The organism is Kluyvera huaxiensis (assembly GCF_040149365.1).
Classification (GTDB): domain Bacteria; phylum Pseudomonadota; class Gammaproteobacteria; order Enterobacterales; family Enterobacteriaceae; genus Kluyvera; species Kluyvera intermedia_A.
Genome location: NZ_JBEFLV010000008.1, coordinates 169,403 through 185,318 on the forward strand (window position 1 = coordinate 169,403; position 15,916 = coordinate 185,318).

General features: G+C 53.2%; 15 protein-coding genes and 1 pseudogene. 10 read left to right on the forward strand and 6 right to left on the reverse strand.

Annotation, left to right across the window (positions count from 1 at the left end):
- Positions 1-12: 12 nt before the first annotated feature.
- Positions 13-543: an RNA pyrophosphohydrolase gene (rppH, locus tag ABOC97_RS10805; protein WP_035893962.1), complete on the reverse strand. Its 531-nt coding sequence runs from the start codon at positions 541-543 to the stop codon at positions 13-15.
- A 442-nt stretch (positions 544-985) separates the two neighbouring features.
- On the opposite strand from rppH, the pseudogene ABOC97_RS10810 reads away from it, so the two are divergent.
- The 5 genes and pseudogenes from ABOC97_RS10810 to ABOC97_RS10830 form a co-directional block, all read left to right on the forward strand.
- Positions 986-1,084: pseudogene (locus ABOC97_RS10810) on the forward strand (hypothetical protein); the annotation flags it as partial.
- A 143-nt stretch (positions 1,085-1,227) separates the two neighbouring features.
- Positions 1,228-1,923 (forward strand): DNA mismatch repair endonuclease MutH, encoded by a 696-nt coding sequence (gene mutH, locus ABOC97_RS10815; RefSeq protein ID WP_349597357.1) that lies wholly within the window; start codon positions 1,228-1,230, stop codon positions 1,921-1,923.
- Positions 1,924-2,110: 187 nt separating this feature from the next.
- Positions 2,111-2,824: a TerC family protein gene (locus tag ABOC97_RS10820; RefSeq protein ID WP_234503856.1), complete on the forward strand. Its 714-nt coding sequence runs from the start codon at positions 2,111-2,113 to the stop codon at positions 2,822-2,824.
- Positions 2,825-2,947: 123 nt separating this feature from the next.
- A complete protein-coding gene (locus ABOC97_RS10825; protein ID WP_052282063.1) occupies positions 2,948-3,166 on the forward strand; it encodes a YgdI/YgdR family lipoprotein in 219 nt (72 codons plus the stop codon).
- A gap of 250 nt (positions 3,167-3,416) precedes the next feature.
- Complete coding sequence (locus ABOC97_RS10830; RefSeq protein ID WP_234503858.1) at positions 3,417-4,457, forward strand: NADP(H)-dependent aldo-keto reductase; 1,041 nt, start codon at positions 3,417-3,419, stop codon at positions 4,455-4,457.
- Between the two features lie 46 nt (positions 4,458-4,503).
- Here the strand turns inward: ABOC97_RS10830 and lplT are convergent, their stop codons facing one another.
- On the reverse strand, positions 4,504-5,697 hold the full coding sequence (lplT, locus tag ABOC97_RS10835; protein WP_349597362.1) for a lysophospholipid transporter LplT: 1,194 nt from the start codon (positions 5,695-5,697) through the stop codon (positions 4,504-4,506).
- Positions 5,690-7,849 carry a bifunctional acyl-ACP--phospholipid O-acyltransferase/long-chain-fatty-acid--ACP ligase gene (gene aas / locus ABOC97_RS10840; protein ID WP_349597365.1) on the reverse strand — a complete coding sequence of 720 codons (2,160 nt, stop codon included), beginning with the start codon at positions 7,847-7,849 and terminating at the stop codon, positions 5,690-5,692. Before aas ends, lplT begins: the two co-directional genes overlap by 8 nt.
- 617 nt (positions 7,850-8,466) lie before the next feature.
- On the opposite strand from aas, the gene galR reads away from it, so the two are divergent.
- Positions 8,467-9,483, forward strand: coding sequence for an HTH-type transcriptional regulator GalR (gene galR / locus ABOC97_RS10845; RefSeq protein WP_349597369.1), 1,017 nt, complete (start codon positions 8,467-8,469; stop codon positions 9,481-9,483).
- Here the strand turns inward: galR and ABOC97_RS10850 are convergent.
- On the reverse strand, positions 9,444-9,920 hold the full coding sequence (locus ABOC97_RS10850) for a GNAT family N-acetyltransferase (RefSeq protein WP_349597440.1): 477 nt from the start codon (positions 9,918-9,920) through the stop codon (positions 9,444-9,446). The two genes, galR and ABOC97_RS10850, sit on opposite strands and share 40 nt — an antisense overlap.
- A 299-nt stretch (positions 9,921-10,219) precedes the next feature.
- Between ABOC97_RS10850 and ABOC97_RS10855 the strand changes: the two genes are divergently transcribed.
- The gene (locus ABOC97_RS10855) at positions 10,220-11,233 is read left to right on the forward strand and encodes a LacI family DNA-binding transcriptional regulator (protein WP_349597372.1); all 1,014 of its coding nucleotides are present in this window, start codon (positions 10,220-10,222) and stop codon (positions 11,231-11,233) included.
- Positions 11,234-11,275: 42 nt separating this feature from the next.
- Here the strand turns inward: ABOC97_RS10855 and lysA are convergent, their stop codons facing one another.
- Positions 11,276-12,532 carry a diaminopimelate decarboxylase gene (gene lysA / locus ABOC97_RS10860; protein WP_349597375.1) on the reverse strand — a complete coding sequence of 419 codons (1,257 nt, stop codon included), beginning with the start codon at positions 12,530-12,532 and terminating at the stop codon, positions 11,276-11,278.
- Positions 12,533-12,649: 117 nt separating this feature from the next.
- On the opposite strand from lysA, the gene ABOC97_RS10865 reads away from it, so the two are divergent.
- The gene (locus ABOC97_RS10865; RefSeq protein ID WP_349597378.1) at positions 12,650-13,585 is read left to right on the forward strand and encodes a LysR family transcriptional regulator; all 936 of its coding nucleotides are present in this window, start codon (positions 12,650-12,652) and stop codon (positions 13,583-13,585) included.
- Here ABOC97_RS10865 and ABOC97_RS10870 read toward each other — a convergent pair.
- Positions 13,572-14,264, reverse strand: coding sequence for an aspartate/glutamate racemase (locus tag ABOC97_RS10870; protein WP_349597381.1), 693 nt, complete (start codon positions 14,262-14,264; stop codon positions 13,572-13,574). The two genes, ABOC97_RS10865 and ABOC97_RS10870, sit on opposite strands and share 14 nt — an antisense overlap.
- 142 nt (positions 14,265-14,406) lie before the next feature.
- Here ABOC97_RS10870 and ABOC97_RS10875 point away from each other — a divergent pair, with 142 nt between their 5' ends.
- A complete protein-coding gene (locus ABOC97_RS10875) occupies positions 14,407-14,733 on the forward strand; it encodes a cupin domain-containing protein (RefSeq protein ID WP_061283110.1) in 327 nt (108 codons plus the stop codon).
- 205 nt (positions 14,734-14,938) lie between these two features.
- Entirely contained in the window at positions 14,939-15,850 is a 912-nt protein-coding gene (locus ABOC97_RS10880; protein ID WP_349597384.1) for a hypothetical protein, read from the forward strand.
- Positions 15,851-15,916 lie beyond the last annotated feature (66 nt).

Consider the following 15,916-nt stretch of genomic DNA (forward strand, 5'->3'; position numbering starts at 1 on the left):
AATGTGCGTGGCTTAACCTCTTTTGCGTCGATAAGCAGGCGCGCTTTGCGGTTTTGGCGCACTCTCCGCAAGCGCCATGACTACACTGGCGAACTCTTTCATCACCCGGCGGTAGACGTCACGTTTAAAGGAAACAACCTGACGCACCGGATACCAGTAACTCACCCAGCGCCAGCCATCAAACTCCGGCGTGCTGCTGGTCTGCATATTGATATCCGCATCATTGCCGATCAACTGCAAGAGAAACCACTTTTGTTTCTGGCCGATACAAACCGGCTTTGTGTCCCAACGCACCAAACGTTTTGGCAACTTGTAACGCAACCAGTTTCGGGTCGAAGCGAGGATCCGTACATCCTTACGGCTTAATCCTACTTCTTCAAACAGTTCCCGATACATCGCCTGTTCTGCTGTCTCACCGGGGTTTATGCCCCCTTGCGGGAATTGCCAGGAGTGCTGACCATAGCGCCGGGCCCACATAACCTGGCCCTGACGATTGCAAATTACAATACCAACATTTGGGCGGTAGCCATCGTCATCAATCACCGGACTACCTCAAAATAAGCTTCAATGTGAATGATTGTTTCACACTCGCTGGAAACGGTAAACCACTCTATTGCACTGCCTCATCCCGAATAACATTTGAATAACTCACAGTAATCATCATAGTTATAAACAGCAGAGCGCGCTCGTGGCCGATTTTATTCACTTTTTCTGTGGATAGAGTTGTGAAGAAGTAGGGGTTTACCCAGGGAAAACCCAGAGCACTCTGAATAATCGCACGCCAGCCATTTCCAGTAAAACGCTATTTTTCATTACTTTATTAGCACTAATCCGCTTACATGAGTCTATAACGTGATGATCGTCACATAGGCGATCCTTCAATTGATGAAAGATCGAACAACGTCGGTTTTATCCACAGATTGTGCCAACATCTTAGGCACCTTTTGCGCAAAAATTGGATTTTCGTCGCACGTCAAGGCTGTAAATTGAAACAGTAGTCAGGCTTTTCCCCAGTTATCCCATTTTTCTGTGGATAACATGGTGTAAGATCCTGTTCATTGTCAGTGACCAGAATTGGAAAACCTTTTTTTTCCTCGTTTTTTGCCGGTGAATAATTTTAAAAAATCTATAATAATCATTGAATTGATATATTTACTCAGAAAAAGTTAAACTCTATCCACACCCGGTTAAATTGTCGTTCATTTTTTAAGCAAAAGGCGCATTGTCATGTCAACCCTCGCTCCACTGCCCACATCACCGAAAACCCAGGCCGAACTTCTCGCTCAGGCGCAGCGGCTGGCCGGCTATTCGCTGGGTGAACTCGCGGCCATGGCAGGTATCGTGACGCCGAAAGATTTAAAGCGCGACAAGGGCTGGATTGGCATTCTGCTAGAAATCTGGCTCGGTGCGAGCGCGGGCAGTAAGCCGGAACAAGATTTCGCCGCGCTGGGCGTGGAGCTGAAAACGATACCTATTGATGCCGAAGGTCGGCCGCTGGAAACCACCTTTGTCTGCGTGGCTCCGCTCACCGGCAATTCTGGCGTCACGTGGGAGAACAGCCACGTTCGCCATAAGCTTAAGCGGGTACTGTGGATCCCCGTCGAGGGTGAACGGGCAATCCCGCTGGCGGAGCGCCGGGTAGGTTCTCCCCTGCTGTGGACCCCAAGCGCCGAAGAGGAGAATCAGCTCAGAATGGACTGGGAGGAGCTCATGGATCTCATCGTGCTGGGCCAGGTCGAGCGTATTACCGCGCGTCACGGCGAGGTGTTACAGCTGCGTCCAAAGGCTGCAAACAGCAAAGCATTGACCGAAGCTATCGGTGCCCAGGGCGAGCGCATCATGACGCTGCCGCGTGGTTTCTATCTAAAGAAGAACTTTACCGCCACCCTGCTCGCCCGCCACTTTATGCCTTCGGCGCATTAATTTTTTTGTCCTGCCGCGCTGCGGGCTTATAATCACCCGGCTGTTCGCCATCAGTTTGCAGGCTTTCCTATACTCTCCCCCGGCTCGACAGGGATCTGTTTCTGGGGATTGTGTTGCCTGCGTTCCGGTAAATAGCCATTCAACGTACATCAATTAACGCTTCGTTTTTTTTGGCAGGACTTATCTAATGTTATTTGCATGGATCACCGACCCCAACGCCTGGCTCGCGCTCGGTACTCTGACGCTGTTGGAGATAGTTTTGGGGATCGATAATATTATTTTTCTCTCTCTGGTTGTTGCTAAGCTCCCGACCGCACAGCGTGCCCATGCCCGTCGTATTGGGTTAATGGGGGCGATGATCATGCGACTGGCGCTGTTGGCCTCTATCGCCTGGGTTGTCAGACTGACCCATCCGCTGTTCACCGTGTTCGATCAGGCGATTTCGATTCGCGACATGATCTTGCTGCTCGGTGGGCTATTCCTTATCTGGAAAGCCAGTAAGGAGATTCACGAGTCGATTGAAGGCGACGAAGAAGGCATAAAGACCAACGTGCATTCGTTTATCGGCGCTATCGTGCAAATTATGCTGCTGGATATCATCTTCAGCCTCGACTCAGTGATCACTGCCGTTGGCCTCTCCGACCATCTGTTCATCATGATGGCAGCCGTGGTCATTGCGGTAGGCGTGATGATGTTTGCGGCACGTTCGATTGGCGAATTCGTTGACCGCCATCCATCCGTGAAAATGCTGGCCCTGTCATTCCTGATTCTGGTCGGCTTTACGTTGATTCTGGAAAGTTTCGACGTACACGTACCGAAAGGTTACATCTATTTTGCAATGTTCTTCTCAATCGCGGTTGAAAGCCTCAATCTCCTGAGAAATAAGAAAAACCCGCTTTAAACTGTCGTCCATAGCCTCCTTTTGGGGGCTATGTCTGATTTTTTTAAGATTTTCCTGCTTTATGCTGCCCTCTGAGTCGGTTATTACTAAACTATTGAGAGTGCGGCGATGAAGGGGATAACGATGACAAAATGGGCAGTATTGATTTCCGCAGTGGGTTTAGCTTTTGCAGTATCCGGCTGTAGCAGCGATTACGTCATGGCGACCAAAGATGGCCGGATGATCCTCACTGACGGTAAACCGGAAGTCGACGATGACACCGGGCTTATCAGCTATGAAGATCAGCAGGGTAATCAGATGCAAATCAACCGTGACGACGTATCGCAGATCATTAAACGATAAACGTATATCCTCGTCATACTTCAAGTTGCATGTGCGTTGGCTGCGTTCGTTCACCCGAATCACTTACTCGAGTAAGCGCATCAGGATTCTCTCAGTTGCCGCCTTCCTGCAACACGGATTATTTTGTGTATAGGTCAGCCGCTTGCTGGCCTTTTTTATTTTTTACTTCCCCTTTTTCTTCCCCTCTGCCATTTTTATATTCCTTTGTCAGGACTCTTTCCTGACGCTGTTGATAAAAGGAAGCCGGCTTATGCAGTACCACCGTATCCCCCACAGCTCGCTTGAGATAAGCACTCTTGGGCTGGGCACAATGACGTTTGGTGAACAGAATAGCGAAGCCGACGCCCATGCACAGCTTGATTACGCCGTAAGCCAGGGCATCAATCTGATTGATGTCGCTGAGATGTACCCCGTTCCACCGCGCCCGGAAACTCAGGGTTTGACCGAGACCTACGTCGGTAACTGGCTGGCAAAACATGGCAATCGCGAAAAGCTGATTATTGCCTCGAAGGTCAGTGGCCCATCACGCAATAACGACAGCGGCATCCGTCCAAATCAGGCGCTCGACCGTAAGAACATTCGTGACGCGCTGCATAACAGTCTGAAGCGCCTACAAACCGACTATCTCGACCTCTATCAGGTACACTGGCCGCAGCGCCCAACCAACTGTTTTGGCAAGCTGGGATATACCTGGGCCGATTCCGCACCGCCCGTTTCGCTGCTGGAAACGCTGGAAGCGCTTACCGAGTATCAACGCGCCGGTAAGATTCGCTATATCGGCGTTTCCAATGAAACGGCCTTTGGTGTGATGCGCTATCTGCACCTGGCCGACAAACACGACCTACCGCGCATCGTGACCATCCAGAATCCGTACAGTCTGGTCAATCGCAGCTACGAAGTGGCGCTGGCGGAAGTGAGCCAATTTGAAGGCGTGGAGCTGCTGGCATATTCCTGCCTGGCGTTTGGCACGCTGACCGGTAAATACCTGAACGGAGCAAAACCAGCAGGAGCGCGTAATACGCTGTTTAGCCGCTTCACTCGTTACAGCGGTGAACAGACGCAGAAAGCGGTCGCGGCCTATGTCGATATCGCCAAACGTCATAATCTTGATCCGGCGCAGATGGCGCTGGCTTTCGTGCGTCGTCAGCCGTTTGTCGCCAGCACCCTGCTGGGGGCAACGACCATGGAGCAGCTCAAAACCAACGTCGAGAGTTTGTATCTGGAGTTAAGTGAAGAAGTATTAGCGGAGATTGAGGCGGTGCACCAGGTTTATACCTATCCAGCACCGTAAATCGTTCGTTATTTTTCAGGGGCGCATCTGCGCCCCTGAGTTTTCATTAGCGCCGTTTTCCCCACAGCCACAGCACGATAATCGCCAGCGCAAACAGCACGCCAAAGCCGACACCCACGCCAACCACCGGAATACCCACCGCAACAGCCAGCGAATAAAGCCCCAGCATAATCAGCATGGCGCTGTTTTCACCGAGATTCTGCACGGCAATCGCATTGCCAGACCCTACGGTTTTCTTACCGCGATCCTGTAGCAGCGCATTCAGCGGTACGATAAAGAAACCGCCGCAGATACCAATAATGAACAGCATAACGTAGGCAGGCAGGATGGCATGCTGCAGCGCGAATATCGCCACCACCACGCCAATCAAAACACCGGCAGGCATACAGCGCGCCACGGTTTCCAGCGTCACCAGCTTCGCCGCCGCCCCGGCCCCCACTACAATCCCGACCGCCACCATCGCGTTGAGATAGGTTGGCGTGGCGTTATCGGTTAACCCCAACACCAGCGGCACCCACAGCACCAGCAGGAACCGCAGAGTTACACCCGCGCCCCAGAACAGACTGGTCCCCAGCAGCGAGAAGCGGGTTTCACCGTCGCGCCACAGCACATTGCAGGCGTTGAAAAAACTGGCGGTCATTGGGCGAAAACGCCAGGACTGCCCCGGGCGCGCGGCGGGCAGTTTGGGAATAAAGATATTCGCTACGACGGCGCCACCATAAACGACCGCACAGAGCGCCAGCGCCCCGACCACGCTCATATCAGCAACGATACCACCTGCCACCGATCCAAGCAGAATTGCCGCAATAGTCGAGGCTTCCATCAGGCCGTTAGCTTTAACCAGCTTATCGCCGGTAGTAATTTCACCCAGAATGCCGTATTTCGCCGGCGAGTAGGCGGCCGCGCCAATCCCCACCAGCGTGTAGCCAATAAACGGATTCATCCCCACGCAAATCATCGCCGCGCCCGCCAGCTTCAGGCCGTTGGCGAACATCATCACTCGGCCTTTGCCAAAGCTATCCGCCACCTGGCCGACAAACGGCGCAAAAATGATGTAAGCACCCACAAACACCATCTGCAGCACCGGCTGGCTCCAGTCCGGGTAGAACTGCTGCTTCATTAGCGCCAGGGTGGCAAACAACAGTGCGTTGTCGCCAAAGGCCGAGAGGAACTGGGCAAAAATAACCGCCATCATGCCTTTAGACCAGATGGATGGGTTAGTGTGTACTGACTCACTCATTCGGATGTTCCGTCTCTGCAACCATGCTTTTGAGGGTGACGAAGTCCGGTTTGCCGCTGCCCAAAAGCGGCAGCTGTTTCAGATGGCGGATATCGCGTGGCACCGCCAGTTCCGGTACGCCGTTGGCCCGCGCATACTGCAGCAGCTTATCGCGGGTCAGTTCATTATCGGTGGTAAACAGCACCAGCGCCTCGCCTTTATTGGCGTCGGTTTTCACCGCCGTGCCGTGCATTTTATCCGGCGATACGCCAAGCGCCATCAGCTCAACCATCTCCAGCGAAATCATCTCACCGGCAATTTTGGCAAAACGCTTAGCACGCCCCTGAATTTGTACGAAGCCCTGCGCATCAAACGCCACAATATCACCGGTGTCATACCAGCCGGTTTCCAGCTCGCCATGCTGATTTTCCGCCGTCGGCACTTCCAGCACGCCAGGGTTTTCGACGCGCAGATAGCCCGACATGACGTTTGGCCCTTTCACCTGCAGGCGACCGCCCTGCTCAATGCCTGGAATTTCCAGCAGCCGGGCATCCATACCCGGCAAAATACGCCCTACGGTGCCGGGTTTCGCCGCCATTGGCACGTTGATGGAAACCACCGGCGCGCACTCGGTGACACCGTAGCCTTCCAGAATGCGCAGGCCAAACTTGTCCTGCCACACCTCTTTAGTGCTCTGCTGGAGTTTTTCCGCCCCAGCCACCACATAGCGTAGACGATAGAAGTCGTATGGATTGGCGAAACGGGCATAGTTGCCTAAAAACGTCGACGTACCAAACAGCACGGTGCAGTTACGGTCATAAACCAGTTCCGGCACCACGCGGTAGTGCAGCGGGCTTGGGTAAAGGAATACTTCAGCACCGGTGAGCAGCGGCGTGAACAGGCCGACCGTCAGGCCAAACGAGTGGAACAGCGGCAGCGCCGACATAAAGCGATCGTTGGCAGTGAAGTCAGCGATGGTTTTAATCTGCTCGACGTTAGCCAGAATGCTTTTGTGGCTATGCACCACCCCTTTCGGATGGCCTTCCGAGCCGGAAGTGAAGAGAACAATCGCCGGGTCTTCCGGTTTTTGCGCAACCTGCGCCAGATGCGGCATCAACAGGCGAGAGAAAATCCACAGTTTATCGGCGGTAGTGACATCGCCTTTTAAGTCTTCAAGAAACACCCAGCGTACCTGAGTCAGTTGTTCCGTCAGATGCCAGAGTTTGCCTTTATCGAGGAAGGTTCGCGAGGTGAAAATCGTGCCGATTTGTGCGGCGGTAATCGCGCTGGTCAGCCCCTTCACCCCGGCGGTGTAGTTCATCATTGCCGGAATACGTCCGCGAGCGATGGCGCCGAAAATCACCGCCGCGCTGATGCCGGCGTTGGGCAGCATTAAACCAATCTTTTCGCCCTTCTGACTGTATTTTTCCAGAATACGCGCCACAAACAAGGTTTTGGTCAAAAGCTTACGGTAGTTATCGGGCTGGAAGTTAATGTCTTCTATGCACGGTTTTTTCTCGCCGTAACGACGCATTGCCGACAACAGTGATTCATACAGCGTTTCACGGGGACGTACCGCCATCCGCGCTTCCATCATTATCTGATGCAGCATTTCACCGGCGATTTTACGCCGGTCGCGGGCGCGCGGCGCTTCCGGCATCGGCAGCGTCGTTGGCGGCAGCAGGTGTAATTGAATACGCGGGAACAAACGGCGTTTTACCAGCCCTTTCAGGCGGCTGAAGTAGGTGAGCTCTGCGCCTTCAATACGCACAGGAATAATCGTGGCCCCGGATTTCGCCGCCACAAAAGCCGCGCCGTCATAAATTTTCATCAACGAGCCGGAGACCGAAATGCGCCCTTCGGGGAAAATCACCACCGGACGGCCTTTTTCAATCAGGCGAACCAGATGCTTGATTGACATCGGTTTAGTCGGGTCAAGCGGCACGAAATCAATGATTGGCGTCAGCCAGCGCATAAACCATTTTTCAGAAATCGAGCTGTAAACGGCAAATACTGGACGAACAGGAAGAAACAGCGCCAGGAGCACACCGTCGAGGAACGAAACGTGATTGGGCGTAATCAGCACTTTGGGCTGATGTAGCGCCTCGGTGTTGCCGGTCATCCTTACGCGGAATAACACCTTAAAAATCTGTCGGAAGAACCCCAGAAGCATACCAACTCCATTTGCCGTCATTTTGTCTTTGCAGGATACACAAGAAAACCGGGGAAATGCAGCAAACGGGCTGATTGTGGCAAAAAAAAACCTGCGCATCTGCGCAGGTCGGTGTAAGTGATGGAGTGTGCAAAGCACACCTAAAAAAATTCACCAATCAATACCTCTGGGACCTTAATTGTCTCTTTCAAGGCAGCCAGCAACCAGCAAAAAAACGCAAATGAATAAGCGGAAATGCAACGAGGTATTGCGATTATCGGTAACTGTTACAGGGCAAAAAAGACAAAAAAAAACCTGCGCATCTGCGCAGGTTGGTGTAATCAAGTGGTCAACCTTTAGGGGGCGACTTCACCTATCAATACCTCTGGGACAACCAGATTAGCAATTCGTCCAACGCGTTCTCCAGCAGTCATTCGCAACAGCTTCTCGCAAAGTGTAAGCAAACGTTTGAAAATTCTCATTCGGTTGCATAACCATGGTGTAACTCATCAATAAAACGTCATTCATACCGCAATATTGTGCATTTCTCCACAGACTCATCCTTGAATACAACAGGGATTTCCGTAACACTGTTATGGTGTAAGCGTTTACCCACCAAAAGATCATTAAGGCATATTATGGCGACAATTAAAGATGTGGCCCGGCTTGCAGGCGTCTCCGTCGCTACCGTCTCCCGCGTTATCAACAACTCTCCCAAAGCCAGTGATGTTTCGCGTCAGGCCGTCTCCTCCGCCATGGAGGCGTTAAACTATCATCCCAACGCCAATGCGCGCGCACTAGCGCAGCAGTCGACGGAAACCGTCGGTCTGGTCGTGGGCGATGTTTCCGATCCGTTTTTTGGTGCCATGGTGAAAGCCGTGGAGCAGGTCGCCTACAACACCGGCAATTTTTTGCTGATTGGCAACGGCTACCATAATGAAGAAAAAGAGCGTCAGGCGATTGAGCAACTGATCCGCCATCGCTGCGCGGCGTTAGTCGTCCACGCCAAGCTGATTCCCGATGCGGAGCTGGCAGATTTGATGAAACAGATCCCCGGCATGGTGTTAATCAACCGAATCCTGTCCGGCTTCGAAAAGCGCTGCGTCGCGCTGGATGACCGTTATGGTGCCTGGCTGGCCACCCGTCATCTGATTCAGCAAGGACATACCCGGATTGGCTATATCTGTTCGAATCACGCCATTTCGGATGCAGAAGACCGCCTGCAGGGCTATTACGATGCGCTAAAAGAGCATGGTCTGCCGTGTAATGACCGTCTTGTCACCTTCGCGGAGCCGGACGAAAGCGGCGGCGAGCTGGCAATGACCGAGCTTTTGGGGCGCGGGAAGCAGTTTACCGCCGTTGCCTGCTATAACGATTCGATGGCGGCAGGCGCCATGGGCGTGCTCAATGACAATGGTATCGATGTGCCGCAGGAGATTTCGCTGATGGGGTTTGATGACGTGCTGGTGTCGCGCTATGTGCGTCCGCGTTTGACCACTATCCGTTACCCGATTGTCACCATGGCAACTCAGGCCGCTGAGCTGGCACTCGCGCTGGCGGATAACCGCCCGTTACCGGATATCACTCACCTGTTTAGCCCTACGCTGGTGCGCCGTCATTCAGTGATTTCGCCGAGCGAAGCGCCAAAAGCATAACGATATAGATGCACGGTGGTGTCCGGATAATCCAGGGCGTCACCGATATACTGCCAGCCAAAACGTTCATAAAAATCACGACAGGCCGAATAGAGATACAGCTGGTTAAAGCCCTGCGCTTTGGCATAGTCCATCACGTGCCGCTGAAGTTTGCCCGCCAGCCCGCGCCCTCGCGCGGGTTCATCAACGTACAGCGCCGCCATCCACGGCCACAGGTCCTGACGCGTGATTAAATCGCAGCGCCACAGGCCAACCGTCCCTATCAGTCTGTCGCCATCGGTGGCGACGAAAGTTACCGGCAGCGCGCCCGGCGTCATGCTGTGGTTGATGACGCTGGCAAAAAATGCCGCCGACAACCCTTCGCCAAACTCCTGCCACAGCCAGCGGCTGACCTGCTCCGCATGCTGCGGAACAGCGTAAAGTGGCTGAATAATCAAATGATTTACCTCTGGAAGATAAAGATAACTAACGGTGATTGAACCGACATCAGCAGTCATTTTAGGTTACCAGCCCCACGATATCACCTGCACGTTATGTTCATTCCTCCCGCTCAATGCAAACCGCACTTTTCGCTTCATATCGCGCATTGCAGCATATACACAATGACATTTGGCGTTTTAGGGCGGGATACTGCAAAAGCGTGATCGCGATAGGTCTTTTAACCCCCTGGCAGTTCACTTAACCCAGCGGCGTCTGTGATAAACTGCGATGTATTATGGAGTCTCAGGAAATAATCATGGCAACGATGCTGGATGTCTCAATACACGCGGGAGTTTCGAAAGCGACGGTATCCCGCGTGCTCAATGGTACTGGTCAGGTTAAAGAGAGCACCCGTCAACAGGTGTTCAAAGCGATGGAAGAGCTAGGCTACCGCCCAAACTTTTTGGCGCGATCGCTGGCAAACCGAACCAGCAACAGCATCGGTCTTGTGGTGTCTACCTTCGATGGTTTCTACTTTGGTCGCCTGCTCCAGCAGGCTTCACGCCAGACGGAAGCCTGGGGCAAACAGCTTATCGTCACCGACGGTCACGACACGCCAGAGCGTGAAGAACAGGCGGTGCAAATGCTCGCCGACCGCCAGTGCGACGCCATCGTGCTGTACACCCGCCATATGAGCGAGAAAGCGATTATGTCGCTGGTGAATAACACACCGATGCCGCTGGTGGTTATCAACCGCGACGTCAGCCAGGCGCGCGATCGCTGCGTATTCTTCGAGCAGCAGGACGCGGCGTTTCAGGCGGTCGAGTATTTGATTTCCCAGGGGCACCGCGATATTGCCTGCATCACCGTTCCTATCCATACGCCAACCGGTAAGGCTCGTTTGCAGGGCTATCGCCGGGCGCTGGAGCAAAACGGCATCAAGTGGGATCCGGCAAAGGTGAAGCACGGCGACTCCACCATGAACTGCGGCTATGACATGTGCAACGCGCTGCTCGACGAGAAGGTAAAGTTCAGCGCTCTGTTTGCCTGTAACGACGATATGGCGCTCGGCGCGTCGAAAGCACTGCATCAGGCGGGGCTGCGTATTCCGCAGGATATTTCACTGTTTGGCTTCGATGATGCGCCAAGCGCTAAGTGGCTGGAGCCCGGGCTGTCTACCGTTTATCTGCCAATCGACAACATGATCGTTACCGCTATCGACCAGGCCATTAAGCTGGCCAGCGGCGAGGAGATTGAAACCATTCCGCCGTTTACCGGCACCCTGGTGCTGCGCGACTCGGTAACTACCGGGCCGTATTACCGCTCATAATTCAAGATCCCGGGCTTGCGACGCGCACCCGGGAACCTTTCTTTAGATTAATTCCAACGCTAACAGCTCTTCAATAGTCTGGCGACGGCGAATCAGTCTCGCCACGCCGTTATCAAACAGCACTTCCGGCAGCAGTGGACGGCTATTGTAGTTCGACGACATTGACGCACCGTAGGCGCCGGTATCATGCAGGACCAGATAATCGCCCGGCACCACCGCAGGCAGCAGGCGCGTTTCCACTTTACCGCCCTCCTGCTGGGTGAATACATCACCTGATTCGCACAGCGGGCCAGCGACGACCGTTTCCATCTGCGGGACGTGTTCCAGAGAACGTCCATCGCCCGCCAGCGCCGAGATATGGTGATAGCTACCGTACATCGCCGGACGCATCAAATCGTTAAAACCGGCGTCGATCAACACAAAGTGACGGCTGCCCATCTCTTTAACGCTACGTACCTGCGCCACCAGCACACCCGCTTCCGCCACCAGGAAACGCCCAGGTTCGATTTCCAGCTTTACCGGGTGCCCCAGGTGTTTGGCTATCTGCTCACGCGCGCTGTTCCACAGACCGAAGTAGTGATCGGTGTTGATCGACTCTTCCCCTTCACGATATGGGATCGATAACCCGCCGCCCGCCGAGATAGCTTCCAGATCCTGGCCGAATTCCACCACCTGACGCACCATCGCGCCGCAGACCTGTTCCAGATGACCGTAATCCACGCCGGAGCCGATATGCATATGAATCCCGACCAGCTTCAGCTGATAGCGCTGGATAACTTCCAGCGCCGCCGGCAGGTCGCTATACCAGATGCCGTGCTTGCTATTCTCACCGCCGGTGTTGGTTTTTTGGCTGTGCCCGTGGCCAAAGCCAGGATTCACCCGCAGCCATACGCGATGGCCCGGTGAAACCTGGCCCAGTTGTTCCAGCATATCCACCGAACCGGCATTCACCGGGATCTGCAGTTCATGCACTCTTGTGAGCGTTGCGCCATCAATCATATCGGCGGTAAAGACTATCTCATCTTTACCCGGCACATAGCCCGCTGCGAGCGCACGTTCAATCTCGCCTAACGATACCGAGTCCACCTTCACACCCTGCTCGCGCATCAGCCGCAGAATATGAATATTCGAGCAGGCTTTCTGGGCGAAACGGATAACGTCAAACTGATTCAGCTTGGCAATCTGCGCGCGAATAATCTGCGCGTCGTAGACCCACACCGGGCAGCCAAATTCGGCAGGCAGGCGCAGCAGGTTGTCGGCGGTCAGGTCAGTATCGGTGTTGTTGAGCGGGCGTGGCATAGCGAACTCCGGTTATCATTTTTTATGATTACGCCACAGCCGAAAGAGAATAAAAAATATCGTTTTATCGCGAGTCTATGCAAAAATGATATGGACTTGTTGATTTAAGGAACGCTGATGCCCGCCGTTAACCTGCGCCATATCGAAATCTTTCACGCCGTGATGACGGCGGGCAACCTGACGGAAGCCGCACGGTTGCTCAATACCTCGCAGCCGACCGTCAGCCGCGAGCTGGCGCGCTTTGAGCAGGTGCTGGGATTGAAGCTATTTGAGCGTAGCCGTGGGCGTTTGCATCCGACCGTACAGGGGCTGCGATTATTTGAAGAGGTCCAGCGCTCGTGGTACGGCCTTGACCGCATCGTGAGCGCCGCAGAAAGCCTGCGCGAGTTTCGTCAGGGCGAGCTGTCGATCGTCTGCCTGCCGGTGTTTTCACAATCTTTTTTACCGCCCCTGCTCCAACCGTTTCTGGCACGCTACCCGCAGGTTAATATCCAGATAGTGCCGCAGGAGTCGCCGCTACTGGAAGAGTGGCTGTCGGCACAGCGCCACGATCTGGGGCTGACGGAGACAATGCACACGCCCGCCGGAACCGAGCGAATGCCGCTGTTAACCCTCAACGAAGTCTGCGTACTGCCATCCACGCATCCGCTGGCGGACAAAGCGGTACTGTCGCCCGCCGATTTTCAAGGCGAGAATTACATTAGCCTGTCGCGCACCGACAGCTACCGTCAGCTGCTGGATGCGCTCTTTAATGAGCATCAGGTCAAGCGACGAATGGTGGTCGAAACCCACAGCGCGGCCTCTATTTGCGCGATGGTGAAAGCGGGCTTCGGGATTTCGATAGTCAACCCGCTGACCGCGCTCGACTACGTGAACAGCGGGGTCGTCATTCGCCGTTTCAGCATTGATGTCCCCTTCACCGTCAGCCTGGTGCGCCCGCTGCATCGGCCAACCTCCGCGCTAATCGAAACCTTTAGCGCCCATCTGCAGCAAAACCTCGCGCGAATTACCGAGCCGCTTGATGCGGTGCTTAATTCGGTTAAGAGAGCATGAACGCCACCGCATCCGCCGCGTGAATAGCGGCAGTATCAAATACCGGCAGCGGGCTCATCTCAACCGGAACCAGCAGGCCAATTTCGGTACAGCCGAAGATAACGCCCTGCGCGCCCTGCTGCGCCAGCCGCTCAATGACGCTGAGGTAGTAATCGCGTGATGCATCGCTAAATTCGCCCAGGCACAGCTCGTCAAAAATTATCTGGTTAATCCGCTGGCGGTCAGCGGCTTCTGGGATCAGCGTGCTAATGCCAAATTCTTCCTGTAGCCGTCCACGGTAGAAATCCTGCTCCATGGTGTAGCGCGTACCCAGCAGCGCCACGTTGCTCATATTGTGCTGGCTAATGGCGCGGCCCGTCGCATCGGCAATATGCAAGAACGGCACATCGCAGGCGGTTTCAATGGCGTCGGCCACTTTATGCATGGTGTTGGTGCACAGCACAATCCCTTCCGCCCCGGCTTGCTGTAGGCCGAGCGCTGCCTGCGCCAGAATGTCTCCCGCCAGCTTCCAGTCTCCACGCGACTGACAGGCTTCAATTTCATGGAAATCGACGCTGTGCAGCAGAATTTTCGCCGAGTGCAGGCCGCCCAATTGCTGCTTCACCCCTTCGTTTATCAAGCGGTAATACGGAATGGTGGATTCCCAGCTCATGCCACCCAACAGGCCGATCGTTTTCATGCTCTTGTCCTTGTTCGTTGTCGTCCCTCCAGTGAACCAAAGTTGTGATCAACTTTCCACATCTGCGGGTAGAGATTTCTTTTTGTTGGTTTCTGAGATAAATTTAATGAAACACCGTTTCAACAAACAACAGGACTGCCGGATGTTTATTTTTCATAAAGAAACCACCCTTGAAGATCTGGGCAATGGAGTTACCCGTCGTATTCTCGCCCATGATGGCAAAATGATGGCGGTCGAAGTTAACTTCGAAGCAGGCGCTATTGGCCCAATGCACAATCACCCGCACGAGCAGCTGACCTACGTGTTGTCCGGGGAATTTGAATTCACCATCGGCGATGAGAAACACGTCGTCGGCGCAGGTGATACCCTGTATAAACAGCCGAACATCATGCACGGCTGCGTGTGTCTGAAGGCAGGAACCCTGCTGGATACCTTCACCCCGGTTCGCCAGGATTTCCTGAAAGCATAATGTTTTACTACCCAGCCGCTTTTCTTGATCAAAGCGGCTATTCTTCCCTCGTATTATTCCCCAGATCTATATCAGATTAGCTTTAAATATCCATCTCTTCAGATGAGTTCTAAATCAGATTTTCATCACAGTTCCGATAAAATAAATAGCGATATTCTGTTAATCACTCGCACTAGTAGATTCGTTAAGTATACAAGGACAAAAGATGAAAAGGCTTTCGATCAATGAGTTGTTCCCAGCAGACGTATTGTTATTTTCACCTGAAAAAAAGAGCTTTATTTCCTGGGCAATTACGTTCCTCACAGATGCGCCGGTAAGTCATGCAGCCATCTATTTCAACGCTATGCCAGCGACAATTATTGAGGAAACGCCGCCACAGGTTTCTTTAAACCCCGCAGAGCGCCGTTTTAAGGGGCGTACAATTCACGTATATCGCCACACCACGGAAGCATCACTTAACCCTGTTATTGCCGCAGCACAACGCCACCTCAATAATAACGAGCCGTATGATAACCCAGGCTTATATATGGTCGGGTTATTATTGATGTATAAGAAATTCTCAATGACTAGCCGGAAACAGCAAATAATTATTCGGATTCTCGAAAAACTCACCGCAACGCTAAACCATTATATTCAACAACATCAGACTCCAGGTAAGCATCCGATGGTGTGTTCGCAGTTTGTTGCCCAGTGTTTTGACGACGCAGGCAACAACTTCCGGTTGCAGTTCCGCCATGCCGTACAGCTAGACTCGGCAATCGGAGAGACGCTGCTGGAGAAAGCTATCAACTGGACAACACAGAGACAACCGATCTTTACGCAGCAGGATTTAGCTGCCGCCATGCCCGAAACCGCGAGCGATGAAGTATTGTGCGAAGCCCTGTATAAATCGTTCATGGAGGATGCCTCCCAGCCAACATCTGCGATGACCGACGCGCTGGCAGAAGCTATTTACCATTTTTCCTCAGCGCATGCAGCATTATTAAATATTGATACAGCGACCAAATTCTTTAATCCATTAACTGCACTGCAAGAAAACAATAATATGTTCGTTTCGCCAGGCGATCTCATGCGTCACTGCAGCAATTTAACCCCAATAGGCATTGTGATGATTTAGTTTTTTGTTAGACGATAATTCAAATTCCAGAAAATAATTAACATTCACTATTTACCGAGGAGTACT